The sequence below is a fragment of the Jeongeupia chitinilytica genome, assembly GCF_014652315.1.
Taxonomy (GTDB): Bacteria; Pseudomonadota; Gammaproteobacteria; order Burkholderiales; family Chitinibacteraceae; genus Jeongeupia; species Jeongeupia chitinilytica.
The window spans coordinates 164,571-185,319 of the sequence record NZ_BMYO01000002.1 but is presented as its reverse complement, the minus strand read 5'-3'; the positions used below and the strand labels follow the sequence as shown (position 1 = coordinate 185,319).

Genomic DNA, 20,749 nt, shown 5'->3' with positions numbered 1-20,749 from the left:
GTGGTTATCCAGATGACGCGCATGTTACAACAAATATTACCAAACCCTTATAGGTGTAAACGCCAGCCACCACTGCCGACCTGCCGGTCGGCTTGCGTACTACTACTCAAGGCAGGGCCGCAGCCGAAATCAGTGATCGTGTGTAAGGATGTGCCGGTGCCGCAAACACGGCGTCGACGGTGCCGTGCTCGACGACTTCACCCGACTTGAGCACCATCACCCGGTGTGCAAGCGCACGGACAATGGCCAGGTCGTGCGTGATCAGCAGATAGCTGATGCCGTGACGGCGCTGCAGTTCGGCCAGCAGGCCGAGCACCTGTACCGCGATGTGGGCATCGAGCGCCGATGTCGGCTCGTCGAGGACCAGCAGGTCCGGTGCAACGATCAGCGCTCTGGCAATCGCAATGCGCTGCCGCTGCCCGCCGGAGAACGCATGCGGATAACGGTCCGCCACGTCGGCAGCGAGGCCGACCTCGGCCAGCGCGGCGATCACCCGCCGGCGCCGCTCGGCCGGCTCGAGATCGGGCTGATGGACGCGCAGCCCCTCGCCGACGATCTCGCCGACGGTGAGCCGGGGCGACAGCGAAGCGAACGGATCCTGCAGCACCACCTGCAGATGCCGTCGCGTGCGCCGCAGCGATTCGCCGGCCAGGCGTGAAAACGCCACCGCCTCGTCGCCGGACCGGAAGTCGATCTCGCCACGCGCCTCGCGCACAAGGCGCAATACCGCCAGCCCCAGCGTCGTCTTGCCCGATCCGGACGCACCGACAACCCCCAGCGTCTCGCCACGCGCCAGTTCGAAATCGGTCGGCCGGAGCGCATCGAAATGCTCGGGCGTGCGGAACCAGCCGCGCGAACGCCGGTAACGGCAGTGCAGCCCACGGGCGCGCAGCAGCGTCGCCGCCACCGCGGGGAGCGGCGCTGCCAGCCTGACGCTGCGCGCCGCCAGCAGCGCCCGGGTGTAATCGTGCGCCGGTTCGGCGAACAGCCGTTCGGTCGGTCCGGTTTCGACGATGCGCCCGTCATGCATCACAGCAACCCGGTCGGCAAAATCCCGCACCAGCGGCAGGTCGTGCGAAATCAGCAGCAACCCCATTCCCGACTCGGTAGCCAGCGACTTGAGCAGCACCAGCACTTGCCGGCGCAGGTGCGCGTCGAGTGCCGTCGTCGGCTCGTCGGCAACGAGCAGTTTCGGTTTGCCGGCCAAGGCGATCGCGATCAGCACACGCTGGCGCTGGCCACCGGACAGCTGGTGCGGAAAGCTGGCCAGCATCCGGTCTGCCTCGTCGAGCCCGACGCGCTGCAACAATCCGGCCATTTCGGCCTGTGCGGCCCGGCCGGACAAGCCGCAGTGCAGCGCCAGCGCCTCGGCCAGCTGGGCACCGACGCTCATCACCGGATTCAGGGCCGACAGCGGCTCCTGGAAGACCATGCCGATACCGCCACCGCGCAAGGCGCGCAGCCGGCGTGGCGGCATCGCCAGCACGTCGTCGCCGTCGAAACGGATTTCGCCGCCGTATTCGGCATCGGGATCGAGGCGCATCAGCGCGCGGGCCGTCACGCTTTTGCCCGAGCCGGAACCGCCGACAATCGCCAGCGTCTCGCCGGCGGCAACGAAGAACCCGACGGAGTCGACCGCCGGCGACCTGGCGCCGGGATAACGCACGCCGAGCGCATGCACATCAAGAAGCGGAGGACGGGTTTGCGGCATCATGCGACCATCTTATGTTACAAATCGTCATCCCCGCAGCGTCGCGCGGCGTCAGTGCCGACCGGTACCGACCGCCGGTGTGCGGCGCAACAAGCACCGGGGAACTTTCATGCCGCCCGCTTTTCTGGTTTTCGATGGGACAACTCAATTACTGGCTGCTGCTGGGCAGCTTTCTCTTGCTGCTCGCCACCTTGTCGAGCACCATCACCGCCCGTCTGGGGCTACCCCTGCTGCTGGTGTTTCTCGGCGTCGGCATGCTTGCCGGCGATAGCGGCCCGGGCCAGATCCAGTTCAGCAACTACCCGCTGGCTTTCGGCGTCGGCAACGTCGCACTCGCGGTCATTCTGCTCGCCGGCGGCCTGCAGACACGCATCCAGAGCTTCCGCGTGGCGCTCAAGCCGGCACTGTCACTGGCAACCGTCGGCGTGGTCGTGTCGGCCGGACTGGCCGGCGCATTCGCGGCATGGCTACTGGGGCTGCCGTGGCTGCACGCGATGCTGCTCGGCGCCATCGTCGGCTCGACCGACGCCGCGGCCGTCTTCGCCCAGTTGCGCTACGGCGGCGTGCGTTTGAACGAGCGCGTAGGCGCAACGCTGGAAATCGAATCGGGCGCCAACGATCCGATGGCCATCTTTCTCGTCATCACCCTGCTGAGCGTGATGACCGGCGCCAGCCAGCCCGGCGCACTGAGCATGCTGGGCGAATTCCTGCGCCAGTTCGGGTTCGGCGCAGTCGGCGGCCTGGCCGGCGGCTGGCTGCTCTCGCGTGCAGCGGCCCGCTTCACGCTCGCCGAAAGCCTGTATCCGCTACTGATCCTCGGTGGCGGGCTGATGATTTTTGCGGCGGTGAACAGCGCCGGCGGCAGCGGCTTTCTGGCGATCTACCTTGCCGGTCTCGTCATCGGCAACCGGCCGCTGCCGGCCAGCGAGAGCGTGCGCGGCATGATGGACGGGCTGGCTTGGCTGGCACAGGCCGGCATGTTCCTGCTGCTGGGGCTGCTGGTGACGCCAAGCCGCTTGCTGCCGGAAATCGCCCCCAGTCTGGCATTCGCGGCCTTCCTGATGTTCATCGCCCGGCCGATTGCCGTTGCACTGTGTCTGGTGCCGCTCAAGTTCAGCCGGCGGGAAATCGTCTTCGTCAGCTGGGTCGGCCTGCGGGGCGCCGTGCCCATCGTGCTCGCCACGTTTCCGATCATGGCCGGCGTCAGCGGCGCAGTAGCGCTGTTCGACATCGCCTTCGCCGTCGTGCTCGCTTCGCTGCTGATCCAGGGCACGCTGGTGCCGTGGATGGCCAAACGCTGCAAGGTCGAAGTACCCGATTATCCCGAGCCGCTGGCTCGCCACGGCCTGCGCCAGCCCGGCCGCGCGGACTGGCAGATCGTCCAGTACCGGATCGTTGCGGATGCACCCGGCGAACACAGCGTCGCCCATGCCGCGCCCCACCTCGAGCACGGCCGCGTGAAGCCGCTGGCCGTGCTGCGCGGCGTCCGGCTGACGCTGCCGCGGCAGGCGGAACGACTGCGTGCCGGCGACCTGATCGTGCTGGCCGCCACCGAGGATGCCCTGCCCGAGCTCGGCCGCTGGTACGGTGAAGCACAGAACGCGCGCATGGCCTACGAGCGCAGCTTCTTCGGCGATTTCGTACTCGATGGCGATGCACCGCTCACCGCACTGGCCGAGCTGTACGACTTCCCGGTGGCCGCCGGTGAGGCCGAGTTCGACGTGGCGACGCTGATCCGCAACCGGCTGCACCGGCCCGCCGTGGTTGGTGACCGGATCACGTTCGGCACTGTCACCCTGATCGTGCGGGAGCTCGAGCGTGGCCGGATCACCCGCGTCGGTCTGAAGCTGGACCACTAGCCGGGGTGTGAAGCAGTACACAGCGCCTTCGCTGCCCGGTTGCTAGACTGCATTCATTACGATTGCATGGAACGGACCCGTGAAAAAACTGCTCATTACCGGACTGCTTGCTGCGCTGCCGCTCGCTGCGCCACTCGTTGCCCGCGCGGCCGACGTCAGCATCGGCATTTCGGTCCCGGGCGTTTCGGTCTACATCGGCGACCGCGATGATCGCGGTTATTACTGGTACGACGGCCGCTACCGCGATCCTGCCTGGTGGAACGCACATCCGCAGTATCACCCCAAGTACGGCTACCGCAACCCGCGGGGCTATTACTGGGATGGCGGCCGCTACCGCGACGAGCAGTGGTGGAAGAAGAACGGCAAGCACGACGGCAAGCACAAGCATTACGACCATGACGACGACGATCGGGGCGGCTACCACTGCCCGCCGGGGCAGGCCAAGAAAGGCAACTGCTGACCGGAATACATCAGGACGCATGAAAAGACCGGCCACTGGCCGGTTTTTTCATGCGTCGGCGCGCGGGTCGAGTGCGGCCCGAAGCGCCTCGCCGATGAACACCAGCAGCAACAGCATGCCGACCAGCACCGCAAACGTCGGCAGCGAAATCCACCACGCGTCGAGGTTGGCCTTGCCCTGCGCCAGCAGCTCGCCCAGCGACGGCGTGGATGCCGGAACGCCAAGACCGAGGAAGTCGAAGCTCGTCAGCGCCAGCACCGCCCCCGACATCCGGAATGGCAAAAAGGCGATCACGGCGGTCAGCGAGTTCGGCAGCAAATGGCGCCAGATGATCTGCCAGTCGGTCAGACCAAGTGCCCTTGCCGCCAGCACGTATTCGAGGTTGCGGTTGCGCAGGAACTCGGCACGGACATAGTCGGCCAGCCCCATCCAGCCGAACACCGACAGCAGTACCAGCAGGATCAACAGGCTGGGTTCGAACATCGAGGCAAAGATCAGCAGCAGGTAAAGCTCCGGCATCGAGCTCCAGACCTCGATCAGCCGCTGCCCGACAAGGTCGATCCGGCCGGCAAAATAACCCTGGATGGCGCCGGCAACGATGCCCAGCGCACACCCAACCACGGTCAGCGCCAGACCGAACAACAACGAGATCCGGAAGCCGTAGAGCAGCCGGGCCAGGACGTCGCGCCCGCGGTCGTCGGTGCCCAGCCAGTTGGCCCGCGACGGCGGTGCAGGATTCGGACTGGGCGCGAAGTAATTGATCGTGTTGGCCGCATAAGGGTTGGGTGCAAACAGCGCCCAGTTGCCAGCGCTGCTCAAACGGTCCCGGATGTAAGGGTCGAGGTAATCGGCCGGCGTCGGGAAGTCGCCGCCGAAAGCGGTTTCCGGGTAGGACTGCACCAGCGGGAAGTACCACGCATCGTGGTAACGCACGACCAGCGGTTTGTCGTTCGACAGCAACTCCGCGCCGAGGCTGAGCACAAACAGCGTGCTCAGGATCAGCAGGCTGCAGAATCCCAGCCGCTGGGCGCGAAAGCGCCGCCAGGCGCGACGCCACGGCGACAACGGAACGCTGTCGGTCACGGTGGGTGCCGTCATTACGCCTTCGAGCGCCGGCTCGAGGATGGGCTTCATGCGGCAGCGCTCTCGAAGCGCAGCCGCGGGTCGACCAGCACGTAGCAGAGGTCGGACAGCAGTTTGGTCAGCAGACCGATCAGCGAAAACAGATATAGCGCGCCCATCACCACCGGGTAATCGCGCCGGATCACCGATTCGTACGACAGCAGACCAAGCCCATCGAGCGAGAACAGCGTCTCGATCAGCAGGCTGCCGGTGAAGAACGCGCCGACGAAGGCGGCCGGAAAGCCGGTGACGATCGGAATCATCGCATTGCGGAACACGTGCCCCCACAGCACGCGCCGCTCCGACAGCCCCTTGGCACGGGCGGTCAGCACGTACTGGCGGCGGATTTCCTCCAGCAGGCTGTTCTTGGTCAGCAGCGTCACCGATGCGAAGCTGCCGACGACCATCGCCGCGATCGGCAACACCAGATGCCACAGGTAATCGGTGACCTTGCCCAGCAGCGACAGGCTCTCCCAGCCGTCCGAGGTCAGTCCGCGCAGCGGGAACAGCTGCCAGAAACTGCCACCACCAAACAGCACCAGCAGCAGCACGCCGAGCACGAAGCCGGGAATCGCATAGCCGACCATCAGCACCAGTGTCGTCAGCCAGTCGAAACGGCTGCCGTGGCGCATGGCCTTCGCCACGCCGAGCGGCAGCGACACTGCGTAAACGATGAGAAAACTCCACACGCCAAGGCTGGCCGACACCGGCAGCTTGGACTTGATCAGTGTCCACACGTCTTCGTGGTGAAAATAGCTCTGGCCCAGATCGAAATGCAGGTACTGCTTGATCATCAGCCAGAAGCGTTCGGTGACGGGTTTGTCGAAGCCGTACAGCGCGCGGATTTCAGCCAGTTGCTGCGCGTCCAGCCCGCGATGGCCAAGCCGCGCGGCTGCGCCACCGCCGCCGCCGCCGCTCGCCTCGGCAAACGACGACGTCCCCTTCAGTTGCTGGATCAGCTCGTCGGCCGGACCACCGGGAACGAACTGGATCACCGCGAACGTCACCACCAGAATGCCGAACAGCGTCGGCAGCATCAGCAACAGGCGTTTGGCGAGATAGAGCGGCATGGGCGCAGTCCGTGGGTTTGTCCCACCTTAGCACGGCTGGCGCAACGCCGAAGGCTGCCGCGATAATGGCGGCCCCGACCGTTGCCGTGGAAACCCGATGCGCCTGACCATCCTGCTTTCCGTTCTGGGCCTGAGCGCCTGCGCCTCGGTGCCGCACGCCGACGAAGCCCGCCAGGCTTGCGCCGCGCTCGTTGCAGCCAGAACGAACACCGAAGTGCGCGTCGAGTCGGTCTACACGCTGTCGGCAACGGCGCTCGCCGTCACCGCCTACCCCAAGCTCGCCGGCGCGCAGGCCGTGCAGTGCCGTTACGACACCGCAACACAGCAGGCCCGGATCAACTGAGAAGCTTGCGCTTCGTCCGTTTGTTCACTAATTTCTTAATCAACAGAAATTACCGAACAAACAGATCATGACACTCACGCCGGTCAAGCAGAAATTCATCCTCCACTGGGGCGAAATGGGCACGCGCTGGGGCGTCAACCGCACCATCTCGCAAATCCATGCGCTGCTCTTCATCGCCGATGCACCGCTCAACGCCGAGGACATCGCCGAAACGCTGGTGATCGCCCGCTCCAACGTCAGCAACAGCCTGAAAGAGCTGCAGGGCTGGGGGCTGATCAAGGTGGTGCATGTGCTGGGTGACCGGCGCGACCACTTCGACACCAGCAAGGACGTCTGGCAGCTGTTCCGGACCATCGTCGACGAACGCAAGCGGCGCGAGTTCGACCCGACGCTGACCGTGCTGCGCGAATGCGTGATGGAGCAGGGCGAGGCCGACGACGAAGCCGCGCTGCAGCGCATGCAGGATGTGCTCGACTTCATGGAAACGCTGACCGCGTGGATGAAGGAGATGGAACGCCTGCCACCCGAAACGCTGATGAAGATCCTGAAGATGGGCGCAAAAGTGCAGAAGCTGCTGGGCCGCGACGCCGACTGAAAAGCCGCAGTTCCGGTTCCGTTCACGGTATCCATGAGGCGCAAACGACGTGAAGGCGCAACGCATTCCGCTGCTCGGCGCAGAGGGCTTCCTTGACCGGCCACCTTCGTGCCGGCATCCGCTTCTGCGTCAGAGCACCATCACCGCCACCCAGCCGAAGGCCAGCAGCGGCAGGTTGTAATGCAGGAAGGTCGGCACCACGGTGTCCCACATGTGGTCGTGCTGGCCGTCGACGTTGAGACCCGACGTCGGCCCCAGCGTCGAATCGGCCGCCGGGCTGCCCGCATCGCCGAGTGCACCGGCGGTGCCGATCATCGCCACGATCGCCGTGGCCGAGAACCCCAGGTGAATGCACAGCGGCACGTAGATCGTGGCGATGATCGGCACGGTCGAAAACGACGAGCCGATGCCCAGGGTCACGATCAGGCCGACCAGCAGCATCAGGAAGGCGGCCAGCGGCCTGTTCTCGCCAATCAGCGCCATCGAGCCCTTGACCAGCGTGTCGACGTGGCCGGTGGCCTGCAGCACCGCGGCAAAGCCGTTGGCGGCGATCATGATCAGGCCGATGCCGGCCATCATCTTCATGCCTTCCTGGAACAGGCTGTCCGACTGCTTGAACGACACCGCGCCGCCAAGCACGCACACGATGAAGCCGGCCAGCGCACCGAGGATCATCGAGTCGGCCGCAAGCTGGACTGCAAACGTCGCGACCATCGCAACCACGGCAACGATCAGCGACCGTTTCGTGTAACGCCCGCCTTCGCGCTCGACCGTCGCCAGTGCATCCAGATCGTAATCGCGCGGCTTGCGGTAGCTGAAGAACACCGCGATCAGCAGGCCGAACAGCATGCCGATCGCCGGAATCAGCATCGCGTGCATCACGTCGACGTGACTGGCGTCGAGACCGGCCTTGGCGATGTTGCCCAGCAGGATCTGGTTCAGGAAGATGTGGCCGAAACCGACCGGCCAGAACATGTACGGTGTGACCAGACCGAAGGTGATCACGCAGGCGATCAGCCGGCGGTCGACCTTGAACTGGCCGAGCGTATACAGCAGCGGCGGCACGACCAGCGGAATGAAGGCGATGTGGATCGGCAGGATGTTCTGCGACGCGATTGCCAGCAGCAGCAGAGCACCGATGATGCCCCACTTGATTGCACTGCCGCGCGTACCGCGCTCGGCCATGCGCGCCAGGCCATCGGCCATCGCGTGCGGCAGCCCCGACTCGGCCAGTGCCAGCGCGAAGGCGCCGAGCAGGCCGTACGACAATGCGACGCTCGCGCCGTTGCCGAGGCCGGAACCGAATGCCGTCAGCGTGTCGGCCAGCGGCATGTGGGCGACCCAGCCCGCGGTCACGACGGCAAGCAGGATACTGACGACAACGTTCACCCTCGCCAGCGAGAGCAGCAACATCAGCATCACGGAAATCAGGACGGCGTTCATGGCGTTTTTCTGGTGTGGGTTCGGACAAACCGGCGGACTCTACCGGCGAAACGGCGGGCCTGCATCGGCAATAACGCGTACAGGCCGGCAGCGGACGGGATTTTCGGCAAACTACCGGCGACCGGCGGTCGCCCACCACGTCTGGATCGCCCACTCCTCGGCGCCATAGTATTTCGGCAAAGTGGCCGGCCAGGCGTAGCCGGCGCGGAACGCAACCCGGTGCACGCGGTTGTGCCAGTTCGGCACCAGGTAATAGCCGGCACGCAGCACCCGGTCGAGTGCGCGACCGGCGTCGACCAGTGCAGCCCGGTCGGGTGCCTGAACGACGGCGTCGATCAGCGCATCGACGGCCGGGTCGCTGATGCCCATTGCATTGTTCGAGCCGGGCTCGTTGGCCGAGTGCGAACCGAAGTTACCGTAAAGCTCGTTGCCCGGGCTTTGACTTGCGCCAAACGTCACGACGGTCATGTCGTAATCGAAGGCGTCGAGGCGCTTCTGCGACAGCGCCAGATCGAGCACGCGGTAGTTGAGCGTGATGCCGAGTTTCTGCAGGTTGCGCGCGTACGGCGCGACCAGTCGCTCGAACGCCTTCTGGTACAGCAGCATGTCGATGACGAAAGGCTCGCCCTTCCTGTTGCGCAGCGCACCGTCGCGGTAGGTCCAGCCGGCGTCTTCAAGCAGCTGCCGCGCCCGCAACAGGTTCTTGCGCAGGCTGTCGGGCGGCGTGGTCGTCGGCGGCATCGTTGCGGTAACGAACACCGACGGATCGATCCTGCCGCGCAGCGGTTCGAGGTAGTGCAGTTCGCCCGGCCCGGGCTTGCCCCTGGCTTCGATCTCGCTGTTGGAGAAATAGCTGGGCGAGCGCGTGTACTGGTCGTAGAACAGCTGGCGGTTCATCCACTCGAAATCCATCGCCAGCACCAGCGCCCGCCGCACGCGCACGTCGGCGTAGTTCGGCCGGCGCGCGTTGATCGCATAGCCCTGCATGCCGGCGCTGTTCTCGTGCGCAAAGGTCTGCTTGACGATGCGGCCGTCACGGAAGGCCGGCCCGGTGTAGCCGCGCACCCACTGGCGCGCGACGTTCTCGAAGGTGAAGTCGAACTCGCCGGCCTTGAACGCTTCGAGCCTCGCCGTATCGTCCTGGTAGTACCGGTAGCTGATCCGGTCGAAATTGAACGTACCGAGCCGAACCGGCAGTTTCCAGCCCCAGTAGTCGGCGCGGCGCTTGTAGACGATGCGCTTGCCCAGATCGACCGATTCGATCGCATACGGACCACTGCCGATCGGCGTCTGCTGGACCCACTCGTCGAACGGCTTGCCGCCGCCCCACTCCTTCGCAAACACCGGCAACTGGCCGATGGTCAGCGGCAGCTCGCGGTTGTGCTGCCTGAAGCGAAAGCGCACCGTCCCGGCGTCGAGCACATCGACGCCGGCGACGTCGGCCCAGTACTGGCGGAACATCGGGCTGGCACGCTTGCTCGTCAGCGTTTCGAACGAAAAACGCACGTCGTCGGCACCGACCTTGCGGCCGTTGCTGAAACGCGCCTGCGGGTTCAGGTGGAATGTCACCGACAGCCCGTCCGGCGCAATGCGGATGTCGTCGGCGAGCAGGCCATAAGCCGACAAGGGCTCGTCCTGACTCTGCATGGTCAGACTCTCGAACACGAGCCCGTCCCCCAGCCCGCCGAGCCCCGCAACCGATCGCCCCTTGAGCGTAAAGGGGTTGAACTTGTCGAAATCGCCCATCGCCGCCAGCCGCAACTCGCCCCCCGTCGGCGCCTTCGGATTCACGTAATCGAAATGGGTGAATCCGGTCTGGTACTTCGGCACATAACCGAGCGCCACCGCGTAGTCGGCCCGGGCAGGCAGGGTTACGCACAGCAACAGGATGGCGGCGACAAGGCGCATGAAGGCTCGCTGGTGACAATGGTCTTGAGCAATCTTAGCAGCCGGCGCAGGCCCTCCCCGCCCATGATAAAATCGCCGCTTGTTTCTGCCCGGCTTGCCGCATGGCCTACCTCGCCCTCGATACCTCCACCGAACACCTGTCACTCGCGCTGTCGCACAAAGGCAGCGTGATCGCGCACGACTGGCACGTCGGCCAGCGCCACGCCGAACAGACGCTGCCGCGACTCGAAGCACTGCTGGCCGAGGCCGGCGTGGCCCGTGCCGACTTGCAGGGCATTGCCTTCGGCATGGGCCCCGGGTCGTTCACCGGGCTGCGCATCGGCTGCGGCATTGCCCAAGGGCTAGGATTCGGCCTGAACGTGCCCGTCATCGGCGTTTCGACGCTCGAAGCACTGGCGCAAGGCAGCGGCGCCGACAAGGTGTTTGCCTGTCTGGATGCCCGGATGCAGCAGGTCTACGTTGCCCGCTACCTGCGCGGCAATGACGGCTGGCAGGAAGTCGGCGAGGCGCTGGTCTGCAACCCGGATGCGGTGCCGGTCCCCGAAGATGCCGGCTGGACCGGCGTCGGCAGCGGTTTTTCCGCCTATGGCGATGTACTGGCCACACGCCTGGGCCAGCACCTTGCCGCCAGCGAACCGGCGCGTTTTCCGCTGGCGCGGGACGTACTGGCGCTGGCCTTGCCGCGCTTTGCCGCCGGCCTCGGCCGTCCTGCCGACGAGGCCACGCTGGTCTACCTGCGCGACAAGGTCGCGCTGAAAACCCACGAGCGTGCCGCCAAGTGACGCTGCGACCGCTTGTTGCCGGCGATCTCGATGCACTCGTCGCGCTCGATGCCGCAACCAACCCGCACCCGTGGAGCGCCGGACTCTGGCGTGATGCGCTGAACCGCGATCTGGGTACCGGACTGACCGACCCAAACGGAATGCTGATCGGCTTCACCGTCGCGAGCCGCGTACTCGACGAGGCGGAGCTGCAACTGATTGCCGTCTCGCCGGAACATCAGCGTCGCGGCCTCGGCCGGCACCTGCTGGATACCTTGCTGGCCACCTTGCGCCACGACGGCGCCGTGCGGCTCTTTCTGGAGGTCCGCGTCGGCAACACCGCTGCGCAGGCCTTGTACGCGCAATGTGGCGGCGAGATCGTCGGCCGGCGCAAGGGCTATTACGACCACGGCCGCGAAGATGCCCTGCTCTACACCTTCACGCTGAACGGTGAGGCGCAATGAGCCGCTACGCACTCGACGAACTCGGACTCGGACCGATCTGGATCCGTCGAGACCAGCTTGCCGCGCTGGCCAGCGATGCGGTGACCGAGGACGCCGCGGACGAGGCGCCCGTCAGCACGCCGCAACCGGCCATGCCGGCCGCTGCGGCTCCGATCGGTGCGCCGACGCCGGCAGCTGCAAAACAGGCCAGCCGCGCACCGGTCGTTGTCGTACCGGATGCACGAACCCGTGCAGCGCCGCAGGCCGAGATCAAGCCGACCGAGAACGAGCGCAGTCGCAGCATCGCGGAAATGGACTGGGAGACGCTGGAAGCGTCGATCCGGGGATGTACCGCCTGTGCACTGTGCGAGAACCGCACCCAGGCCGTTCCGGGCGTCGGCGATCGCACCGCGCGCCTGCTGATCGTCGGCGAAGCCCCCGGCGCCGAAGAGGACAAACGCGGCGAACCCTTCGTCGGTGCCGCCGGCAAACTGCTCGACAACATGCTTGCAGCCATCGGGGAAAAACGGGGGGACGGTGTCTACATCGCCAACGTGCTCAAGTGCCGCCCGCCGGGCAACCGCAACCCGCAACCCGCCGAAGTCGCCGAATGTGCGCCCTACCTCGCGCGGCAGATCGCGCTGATCAAGCCGACGGTGATCTTCGCCATCGGCCGCTTTGCGATCCAGACGCTGCTGAAGACCGATGCCCCGGTCAGCGCGCTGCGTGGCAAGGTGCACCGTCACGACGACATTCCGGTGGTCATCAGTTACCACCCTGCCTACTTGCTGCGCAACCTGCCCGACAAGGCCAAGGCCTGGCAGGACCTGTTGCTGCTCGGCGAACAGCTTGCCGCGGCAGGATCACGCTGAGCCAGCGTCCCGGCGTACCCGCAACGGGCTGGAGCCGCCTGTTGCGGCAGGCTACACCCGCTCAGCGATCCGGCAGATACGGCGAAGGATCGACAGCCTTGCCGTCGACGCGCACCTCGAAATGCATCCGGTCGTTCGGGACGCCGGCCGTTCCGCCGGCCTTGGCGATGACCTGCCCGGCCTGCACGCTGGCGCCATCCTTGACCAGCAGTTCGCGGTTGTACGCATACACCGTAATGACCCGCGCATCGTGCTTGATCACGATCAGGTTGCCGTAGGCGCGGATACCGCCACCAACGTAAACGACCTTGCCGCCAGCGGCAGCCTTCACCGGTTCGCCGGGCTGTACCGCCAGCGCGATCCCCTTCATCGTGCTGCCGTTGTAGCGCGCGACCACCTGTCCGGGCACAGGCCACGCCAGCCGGATGTCGACCGTCGCCGGCTTGGCGGGTGCCGGCACCGGTTTGCTCGATGACGCGCTGCTTGCCGGGCTGCCGCCTGGCGGCGTCACCCGCAGCAGTTGCCCGGTCTGGATATCGTTGTCGGACAGCTTGTTCCAGCGCTTGATTTCGGCAACGCTGCGGCTGTTTTTGGTCGCGATCCGCCAGAGCGTGTCGCCCTGCGCAACACGATAGTAACCGGCCGGCGCCGGACCGGCATCGGGTGTGCCGGCACATGCGGTCAGCAGGAACGCGACCGCCAGCGGTACGATCCGGGCGAGGAATGGTGAAAGGTTCATGCGGCGAATCTTACCGTGTCCGTGGATCACGCCGCCGTGATCGGTTTGGTCTTGCCAAACCGGGCATTTTCGGCCCCGCCATCTGCCGGTTGCGCCATCGTTCAGCGTTCAATGTACCGCCACCGGCTTGGTCGCCAGTTTTGCCACGAAAGGCGGAAGACGGCGTGCAATCAGGTAACTGAGCACGAGGATGGCGAGACAGGCAAAAAATGCCATGTGAATGCCGCTGACCAGCGCATGCCGGGCACCGTCGAGCAGCGATGCGGCATCCGCACCGGCCAGTTGGACAAGTCGGGTCTGGTCCTGTACCCGGAGCAGCAACTGCGGGCTGTCGAACAGCCGGGTGATGTCCGGGCTGCCGACTCCCGCAACCACCTCGCTCACCTGCTGACGGTAGCGCAAGTCCACGGCCAGCCCTGCTGCGCTCGCGCCGATCATGCTGCCCAGCATGCGGGTCATCTGGATCAGCGCCGACGCGACGCCGACATCGGCCCGGTCGACCGCGGACTGCACCTGGAGGGTCAGGTTCGGCAGCTGGAATCCCAGACTCAGGCCGCAGACGGCAAAGCCCAGCGCCATCAGCCAGTGCGGTGTCGCGTCATTCAGCGTCGCCAGCAGCGCGGTACCGAACATCAGCACCAGCAGCCCCCAGGAAATCAGCTTCTCCGGTTGCGGAAGGCGGGGAACCAGCCGGCCGTTGATGATGCTGCCGATCGTGATGCTGACCAGCAAGGGCGTCACCAGCACACCGGCGGTTTTCGGCGACAGGCCGAATCCGCCCTGCAGCAACAGCGGCGCATAGAAAATCAGCACGAACATCACCAGACCGGTGAGGAAACCCAGCGCGCACAACTGGCGCACTGCCTTTTCGGCAAACAGCCTCGGTGGAATCACCGGTGCGCGGCTGTGCCGCTGATGGCGGACAAACAGCCAGCACACCAGGACGGTGCCGGCGACCATTGCCCATATCCACGGATTGCCCATGCGCATCGTGCCGAAACGTTCGGTGGTGAAGAGGATGGCGCAGAAACCGATCGCCAGCAGGCCGGCCCCCAGCCAGTCGATGCTTCGCTCTCCGCCGTCGTGGTTGACCACGTGCGGCAGATAGCGCCAGACCACCGGCAGCGCCAGAACGCCGATCGGCAAATTGACGTAGAACACGCTGCGCCAGCCGAGGTGCTCGGTCAGCCAGCCGCCAAGGGCCGGCCCCATGGCGGTGGCGATGCCGAAGGTCGCCGACAGCATCGCCTGCCAGCGCACCCGCTGCATCGGGTCTGGAAACAGGTCGCTGACCGACGCGAATGCCGCACCGGCAAGCATGCCGCCACCGATGCCCTGCAAGGCCCGCGCCAGCACCAGCTGCAGCATGCTCTGCGCCATGCCGCACAGCATCGACGCCAGCGTGAACAGCACGATGGCCGTCAGCACAAAGGGCTTGCGACCGTAAAGGTCGCCCAGCCGCCCGGTGATCGCAATCATCACCGCATTGGTCATCAGGTAGGCCGACGCCACCCACGGGTACAGTGCGTAGCCCTGCAGCTCGGCAACGACACGCGGCAAGGCGGTGCCGACGACAGTCTGGTCGAGCGCGATGAGCATCATGACCAGACAGATGCCGCTCATCGCGGCAACCGATACCCAGCGCGAGCGTGTTTCCATGCCTCAGAGACCGCCGGCACGCGGCGGCAAGGCGGCGGCAAGGTGTGCGGTGGCACGCAAGATGTCGTGACGTGCTTCGTCGGACAGGCGATCGAGTACGTCACGCGAATGACCATCGAACATCGCGCCGATCTTGCGCGCATGGGCGACGCCGTCGTCGGTCAGCACGAGAATCTTGCTGCGACGGTCCTGCGGGTTCGGCGTGCGCTCGACCCAGCCTTCGGCGACCAGCTGGTCGACCATCCGGCTGATCCAGCTTTTCTCGAAATTGAGGATCTGTCCCAGCGTCGACTGGGTCATCGGGCCGACACGGTGCATCATTTCGAGCACACGGCTGTTCTGAGCCAGATTGAGCGCAGCAAGCTGATCCCGCTCTTCGAAGACAAAGCGCCAGACCAGCTCACGCAGCAAGCGTGCATCCTTGTCGACTTTCATGATTGTGGAACTCCATCGGTATTGCTGTGTTTTGAATGTAATCGCCACTGTTGCAATGCGCAACGAAATCTGCGTTATGCAACATGGCAATTTGTTTGGATGACAAACGCAACCCAACGTTCATTCGTAATGCTGCAGATATGAAAAAAGCGCACCCGCAGGTGCGCTTTTCAGCCGATGGCGGCTCAGCTGGCGTGCCGGCGCCGGAACAGCGGCATCGGTTGGGCGACGCTGCTCTGGTAGGACTCGGTGAAGTCGTCGAGGCCCTTCAGCGCCTCGCCGATGTCCTTGTCCTCGCGGATCACGAAGGCATTGAAACCGCAGCGGGTCAGGTAGTTGAGCGTGTCCTTGAACACGTCGCCGAAGGCGCGCAGCTCGCCGGTGAAGCCGTAGCGCTCGCGCAGCAGCCGGCCGATCGAGAAGCCGCGGCCGTCGGTGAAGGCCGGGAATTCGACGGCGATCAGCGACAGTGCGGCGGCATCGGCGCCGAGCAACTCGGGTTCGTCGTCCGGCGCGAACCACACGCCGACGTCACCGCGTGCGTTCAGTTCGGTCTTCTGCGCCAGATACTGCGCCAGTGGCACGATCACGGTGCCTTGTGCCGGTACCGCGGCAAACGCACCGTCTTCGGCGGAGCGCAGCAAAGTCGCGGTGTTGTCGACGATCTGCCGGTCGATGATCAGCTTAGGCATCGGCGACCTCCTTCGGAGCGCGTGCATTCGGTTTGCCGGCATAAACCCGGGTCTTGAACGGCTCCATGCCGATGCGATCGAACACGTCGATGAACGGCTCCTCGCCTTCGCGGGCGGCGACGAACACATTGATGATCTTCTCGATCACTTCCGGCATTTCGTCCTGTGCGAACGACGGGCCGATCACCTTGCCGATGCTGGCGCCGACGCCCTGACGGCCGCCCAGCGACACCTGGTACCACTCGGAACCGTTCTTGTCGACGCCGAGGATGCCGATGTTGCCGACATGATGGTGACCACAGGCGTTCATGCAGCCCGACATGTTCAGGTCGATTTCGCCGAGATCGTACAGGTAGTCGAGGTTGTCGAAACGCTCCTGGATCGCCAGTGCGATCGGGATCGACTTGGCATTGGCCAGCGAGCAGAAGTCGCCGCCCGGGCAGCAGACGACATCGGTCAGCAGGCCGACGGTCGGCGATGCCAGTTTCAGCGCCTTCAGTTCCTCCCACAGCGCCAGCAGATCGCGCTGTTTCACGTACGGCAGGATCAGGTTCTGTTCATGGCTGGCGCGCAGCTCGCCCAGCGAGTACTTGTCGGCCAGATCGGCGATCGCGTCGAGCTGGTCGCCGCTGACGTCACCGGGTGCAACGCCCGGATGCTTCAGCGACAAGGTCACACAGGCGTAGCCCGGCTGCTTGTGTGCGAACACATTGCGCTCGACCCAGCGGCCGAAGCCCTTGTTGTCCTGACGCGCAGCCACGAAACCGGCGTCATCACCGGCGAACGACTCGTAGGCCGGTGCGGTGAAGAACTTCGAAACGCGGTCGATTTCGCCCTGCGTCAGCGTCGTCGGACCGTCCTTCAGGTGGACCCACTCCTGCTCGACCTTGGCGCCGAATGCTTCCGGCGTCATCGCCTTGACGAGGATCTTGATCCGCGCCTTGTACTTGTTGTCCCGACGGCCGTAGCGGTTGTACACGCGCAGCACGGCGTCGAGATACGACAGCAGGTGCATCGGCTCGAGCCACGGCTTGATCAGGCTGCCGATGATCGGCGTACGGCCGAGGCCGCCACCGACGTAGATCTGGAAGCCGACTTCACCGGCCTCGTTGCGGATCACGTTGATGCCGATGTCGTGCACCAGGATCGCGGCGCGGTCCTCGGCGGCGCCGTTGACGGCAATCTTGAACTTGCGCGGCAGGTGCGCGAACTCGGGATGGAAGGTGCTCCACTCGCGGATGATTTCGCACCACGGGCGCGGATCGACGATCTCGTCGTGCGCGACGCCGGCAAACTGGTCGGTCGTGGTGTTGCGGATGCAGTTGCCCGAGGTCTGGATCGCGTGCATCTGCACCGTCGCGAGTTCGGCGAGGATCTGCGGTACGTCTTCGAGCTTCGGCCAGTTGTACTGGAGGTTCTGGCGCGTGGTGAAGTGGCCGTAATCGCGGTCGTAGGTCCGGGCGATCTTCGCCAGCACGCGCACCTGGCGGCTGGCCAGCTCGCCATAGGGCACGGCCACGCGCAGCATCGGCGCATGGCGCTGGATGTAGAGGCCGTTCTGCAGGCGCAGCGGGCGGAATTCATCTTCGGTCAGCTCGCCCGCGAGATAGCGGCGCGTCTGATCGCGGAACTGCGCTACGCGCTGATCCACGATTTTCTGGTCGAGTTCGTCGTAAACGTACATCGCGATCCTAAAGCGGCGAAAGGTGTCCAAGGCGCCACGAAACGTGAATACGCACGCGCCCATGAGGCAGGAACTATACCAGTTGCCGCCTTATGAACTGAATTACTGTGTTTTTATAAGTTGCAATGATTTGGCTATATAAAGGGACGCCGGTACGGCGCGGAACCGCGGCCCGTGATGCCGGGTCCACACGGCGTGCGGTCCGTTTGCCCCGGCCGGTACGCATTACTGCAATTGTGGGACCCCGACTGCGGCGGTAAGCTGACGCCACGTGTATTGATTCATTCAAGAAGAACGCCATGTCCCAGCCGCGCCAAGCCATCCGTCGTCTCGACTACACCGCCCCTGCCTACCTCATCGACCGCGTCGATCTGACCTTCGATCTCGACGACACCGCCACGCGGGTGACCAGCCGGCTGGTGCTGCAGCGCAACGCCGGCACGGCGGCGGACACGCCGCTGGTGCTGAACGGCGAGGCGCTGGTGCTCGAATCGGTCAAGCTCGACGGTGCACCGCTCGCCCCCGACGCGTACACGCTGGGCGACGACACGCTGACGATTCCCGCAATGCCGGATACGGCGATCCTCGAAATCGTCACCAAGGTCAATCCGGAAGCCAATACCGAGCTGTCGGGCCTGTACCTGTCGAGTGGCAACTTCATCACCCAGTGCGAGGCCGAGGGCTTCCGCCGGATCACCTTCTACCTCGACCGGCCGGACGTGATGGCCAAGTTCACCACGACGATCATTGCCGACAAGACCAAGTACCCGGTGCTGCTGTCGAACGGCAACCGTGTCGGCGAAGGCACGCTCGACAAGAACCGCCACTGGGTCAAATGGGTCGACCCGTTCAAGAAGCCGGCCTACCTGTTCGCCCTCGTCGCCGGCAAGTTTGTCGCGGTCACCGGCAGCCATACGACACCGTCCGGCCGCAATGTCGCCATCGAAATCTACGTCGAACCGGGCAACGCCGACCGCTGCCACCATGCACTCTCTGCGGCGCAGAAAGCCATGGCGTGGGACGAACAGCGTTTCGGCCTCGAGTACGACCTCGACGCCTACATGATCGTCGCGACCAACGACTTCAACATGGGCGCGATGGAAAACAAGGGCCTGAACGTCTTCAACAGCAAGTACGTGCTGGCCAAGCCGGAAACCGCGACCGACGCCGATTTCGACGGCATCGAATCGGTGGTCGCGCACGAATACTTCCACAACTGGACCGGCAACCGCGTCACCTGCCGTGACTGGTTCCAGCTGTCGCTGAAGGAAGGCCTGACCGTCTACCGCGACCAGGAGTTCTCGTCCGACCTCGGCAGCCGTGCCGTGCAGCGCATCCAGAACGTGCGCGGCCTGCGCGAATACCAGTTTGCCGAAGACGCCGGCCCGCAGGCGCACCCGGTCCGCCCGGACGAGTATCAGGAAATCAACAACTTCTACACGTGGACCGTGTACGAGAAGGGTGCCGAAGTCGTGCGGATGTACGCGACGCTGCTCGGTACCGACGGTTTCCGCAAGGGCATGGACCTGTACTTCAAGCGCCATGACGGCCAGGCAGTGAGCTGCGACGATTTCCGCGCCGCCATGGCCGACGCCAACGGCGCCGATCTCGAACAGTTCGGCCGCTGGTACAGCCAGGCCGGTACCCCGGTGCTCGACGTCGAAGGCGTGTACGACGAAGCCGCGCAGACCTATACGCTGACCGTCGCGCAATCGTGCCCGGCCACACCGGGCCAGGACAGCAAGCTGCCGTTCCACATCCCGCTGGCGCTCGGCCTGCTGGATCGCCGCGGTCAGGAACTGCCGCTGCAGCTCGACGGCGAGACCGCCGCAGCCGGCACCAGCCGCGTGCTCGAATTGCGCAACGCGACAGAGACATTCACCTTCATCAACGTGCCGTATCACCCGGTGCCGTCGCTGCTGCGCGATTTCTCGGCGCCGGCGAAACTCGACTATCCGTACAGCGACGACGACCTCGTGTTCCTGATGGCACACGACAACGACGCCTTCGCCCGCTGGGAAGCCGCCAACCAGTATGCGACCCGCCTGCTGCTGCAACGCTACCGCGACGGCGAAACCGACACCCCGCCACCGGCAAAATTCGCCGCCGCAATGGCTGCCGTGCTGAACGATACCCGCCTCGACCCGGCGCTGGCGGCGCTGATGCTGACGCTGCCGAGTGACGCCGCGCTGTTCGAAGCCCTGGCCGATGTCGATCCGCAGAAACTCTGCGCGGTGCGCCAGAGCCTGAAGGAGACGCTGGCCCGCAGCCTGCGCCCGCAACTGCTGACGACCTACCAGAAACTCAACGCCGGTGCGCCCTACCGCTACGACGGCGAAGCCGTTGCAGGCCGCGCACTCAAGAACGTCTGCCTCGACTATCTGGCCGAACTCGACGAACCGCTGACCGCCGAACTGCTGGCCGACCAGTACCGCCACGCCGACAACATGACCGACCGGCTGGCCGCGCTGAAGGCACTGGCACAGCGCGACGACGGCGAATCCTTCGTCGACGATTTCGGCAACGTCTGGCAGGACGATCCGCTGGTGCTGGACAAGTGGTTTGCGTTGCAGGCGACAAGCCGCCGTCCGGGCGCCCTGAGTCAGGTGCAGGCGCTGATGAGCCATCCGGCGTTCTCGATCCGGAATCCCAACAAGGTGCGGGCGCTGATCGGTGCGTTCTGCCAGCAGAACCTGCAGCACTTCCACGCGCTCGACGGCTACGGCTATGCCTTTGCCGCCGACCGGATCATCGAGCTCGACAAGCTCAACCCGCAGATCGCCGCACGCCTGACTTCGTGCTTCAACCGCTGGACCCGGCTCGAGCCGGCGCGCCGGGCACTGATGCGGGCCGAACTCGAGCGCATCACCCGCGAACCGGGGCTTTCCGGCGACACCTTCGAGATCGCCAGCAAGGCATTGAGCGCAGGCACCTGATTGGTGCACTAGACTCA

At 65.2% G+C, this 20,749-nt stretch carries 18 protein-coding genes; 8 read left to right on the top strand and 10 right to left on the bottom strand.

Going from position 1 to position 20,749, the window contains the following annotated elements; translation table 11 throughout:
• Positions 1-106 precede the first annotated feature (106 nt).
• Positions 107-1,714 carry an ABC transporter ATP-binding protein gene (locus IE097_RS03955; RefSeq protein WP_189458848.1) on the bottom strand — a complete coding sequence of 536 codons (1,608 nt, stop codon included), beginning with the start codon at positions 1,712-1,714 and terminating at the stop codon, positions 107-109.
• 131 nt (positions 1,715-1,845) lie between these two features.
• On the opposite strand from IE097_RS03955, the gene IE097_RS03950 reads away from it, so the two are divergent.
• Complete coding sequence (locus IE097_RS03950; protein WP_189458847.1) at positions 1,846-3,570, top strand: potassium/proton antiporter; 1,725 nt, start codon at positions 1,846-1,848, stop codon at positions 3,568-3,570.
• Positions 3,571-3,649: 79 nt separating this feature from the next.
• Positions 3,650-4,030, top strand: a complete 381-nt coding sequence (locus IE097_RS03945) for a DUF2502 domain-containing protein (protein WP_189458846.1) — start codon at positions 3,650-3,652, stop codon at positions 4,028-4,030.
• A gap of 48 nt (positions 4,031-4,078) precedes the next feature.
• On the opposite strand, the gene IE097_RS03940 is transcribed toward IE097_RS03945, so the two are convergent.
• Both IE097_RS03940 and IE097_RS03935 read right to left on the bottom strand, forming a co-directional pair.
• On the bottom strand, positions 4,079-5,128 hold the full coding sequence (locus IE097_RS03940) for an ABC transporter permease (protein ID WP_189459189.1): 1,050 nt from the start codon (positions 5,126-5,128) through the stop codon (positions 4,079-4,081).
• Positions 5,129-5,160: 32 nt separating this feature from the next.
• Positions 5,161-6,222, bottom strand: coding sequence for a microcin C ABC transporter permease YejB (locus IE097_RS03935; RefSeq protein ID WP_189458845.1), 1,062 nt, complete (start codon positions 6,220-6,222; stop codon positions 5,161-5,163).
• 97 nt (positions 6,223-6,319) lie between these two features.
• On the opposite strand from IE097_RS03935, the gene IE097_RS03930 reads away from it, so the two are divergent.
• Together IE097_RS03930 and IE097_RS03925 are read left to right on the top strand one after the other, a co-directional pair.
• Complete coding sequence (locus tag IE097_RS03930; protein ID WP_189458844.1) at positions 6,320-6,565, top strand: hypothetical protein; 246 nt, start codon at positions 6,320-6,322, stop codon at positions 6,563-6,565.
• A gap of 67 nt (positions 6,566-6,632) precedes the next feature.
• On the top strand, positions 6,633-7,160 hold the full coding sequence (locus IE097_RS03925) for a GbsR/MarR family transcriptional regulator (protein ID WP_189458843.1): 528 nt from the start codon (positions 6,633-6,635) through the stop codon (positions 7,158-7,160).
• A gap of 129 nt (positions 7,161-7,289) precedes the next feature.
• On the opposite strand, the gene IE097_RS03920 is transcribed toward IE097_RS03925, so the two are convergent.
• A complete protein-coding gene (locus IE097_RS03920) occupies positions 7,290-8,603 on the bottom strand; it encodes a Na+/H+ antiporter family protein (protein ID WP_189458842.1) in 1,314 nt (437 codons plus the stop codon).
• A gap of 111 nt (positions 8,604-8,714) precedes the next feature.
• Complete coding sequence (locus IE097_RS03915; protein ID WP_189458841.1) at positions 8,715-10,511, bottom strand: extracellular solute-binding protein; 1,797 nt, start codon at positions 10,509-10,511, stop codon at positions 8,715-8,717.
• A 101-nt stretch (positions 10,512-10,612) separates the two neighbouring features.
• Between IE097_RS03915 and tsaB the strand changes: the two genes are divergently transcribed.
• The 3 genes from tsaB to IE097_RS03900 are packed head-to-tail and all read left to right on the top strand — an operon-like array spanning position 10,613 to position 12,587.
• Positions 10,613-11,293 (top strand): tRNA (adenosine(37)-N6)-threonylcarbamoyltransferase complex dimerization subunit type 1 TsaB, encoded by a 681-nt coding sequence (gene tsaB, locus IE097_RS03910; protein ID WP_189458840.1) that lies wholly within the window; start codon positions 10,613-10,615, stop codon positions 11,291-11,293.
• On the top strand, positions 11,290-11,736 hold the full coding sequence (gene rimI, locus IE097_RS03905) for a ribosomal protein S18-alanine N-acetyltransferase (RefSeq protein ID WP_189458839.1): 447 nt from the start codon (positions 11,290-11,292) through the stop codon (positions 11,734-11,736). The genes tsaB and rimI overlap by 4 nt, the downstream gene beginning before the upstream one ends.
• Positions 11,733-12,587 (top strand): uracil-DNA glycosylase, encoded by an 855-nt coding sequence (locus tag IE097_RS03900; RefSeq protein ID WP_189458838.1) that lies wholly within the window; start codon positions 11,733-11,735, stop codon positions 12,585-12,587. The genes rimI and IE097_RS03900 overlap by 4 nt, the downstream gene beginning before the upstream one ends.
• A 61-nt stretch (positions 12,588-12,648) precedes the next feature.
• Here IE097_RS03900 and IE097_RS03895 read toward each other — a convergent pair whose 3' ends face one another.
• The 5 genes from IE097_RS03895 to IE097_RS03875 all read right to left on the bottom strand — a co-directional run bounded on the left by IE097_RS03895 (position 12,649) and on the right by IE097_RS03875 (position 17,796).
• On the bottom strand, positions 12,649-13,326 hold the full coding sequence (locus IE097_RS03895) for a LysM peptidoglycan-binding domain-containing M23 family metallopeptidase (protein WP_189458837.1): 678 nt from the start codon (positions 13,324-13,326) through the stop codon (positions 12,649-12,651).
• Positions 13,327-13,434: 108 nt separating this feature from the next.
• Positions 13,435-14,985, bottom strand: coding sequence for an MDR family MFS transporter (locus IE097_RS03890; RefSeq protein ID WP_229797416.1), 1,551 nt, complete (start codon positions 14,983-14,985; stop codon positions 13,435-13,437).
• A 3-nt stretch (positions 14,986-14,988) separates the two neighbouring features.
• Positions 14,989-15,420, bottom strand: a complete 432-nt coding sequence (locus tag IE097_RS03885) for a MarR family winged helix-turn-helix transcriptional regulator (protein WP_189458836.1) — start codon at positions 15,418-15,420, stop codon at positions 14,989-14,991.
• Positions 15,421-15,605: 185 nt separating this feature from the next.
• Positions 15,606-16,112, bottom strand: coding sequence for a DUF934 domain-containing protein (locus tag IE097_RS03880; RefSeq protein ID WP_189458835.1), 507 nt, complete (start codon positions 16,110-16,112; stop codon positions 15,606-15,608).
• A complete protein-coding gene (locus tag IE097_RS03875) occupies positions 16,105-17,796 on the bottom strand; it encodes a nitrite/sulfite reductase (protein ID WP_189458834.1) in 1,692 nt (563 codons plus the stop codon). The genes IE097_RS03880 and IE097_RS03875 overlap by 8 nt, the downstream gene beginning before the upstream one ends.
• 299 nt (positions 17,797-18,095) lie before the next feature.
• On the opposite strand from IE097_RS03875, the gene pepN reads away from it, so the two are divergent.
• Positions 18,096-20,732: an aminopeptidase N gene (gene pepN / locus IE097_RS03870; protein WP_189458833.1), complete on the top strand. Its 2,637-nt coding sequence runs from the start codon at positions 18,096-18,098 to the stop codon at positions 20,730-20,732.
• The last annotated feature ends 17 nt before the right edge of the window (positions 20,733-20,749 follow it).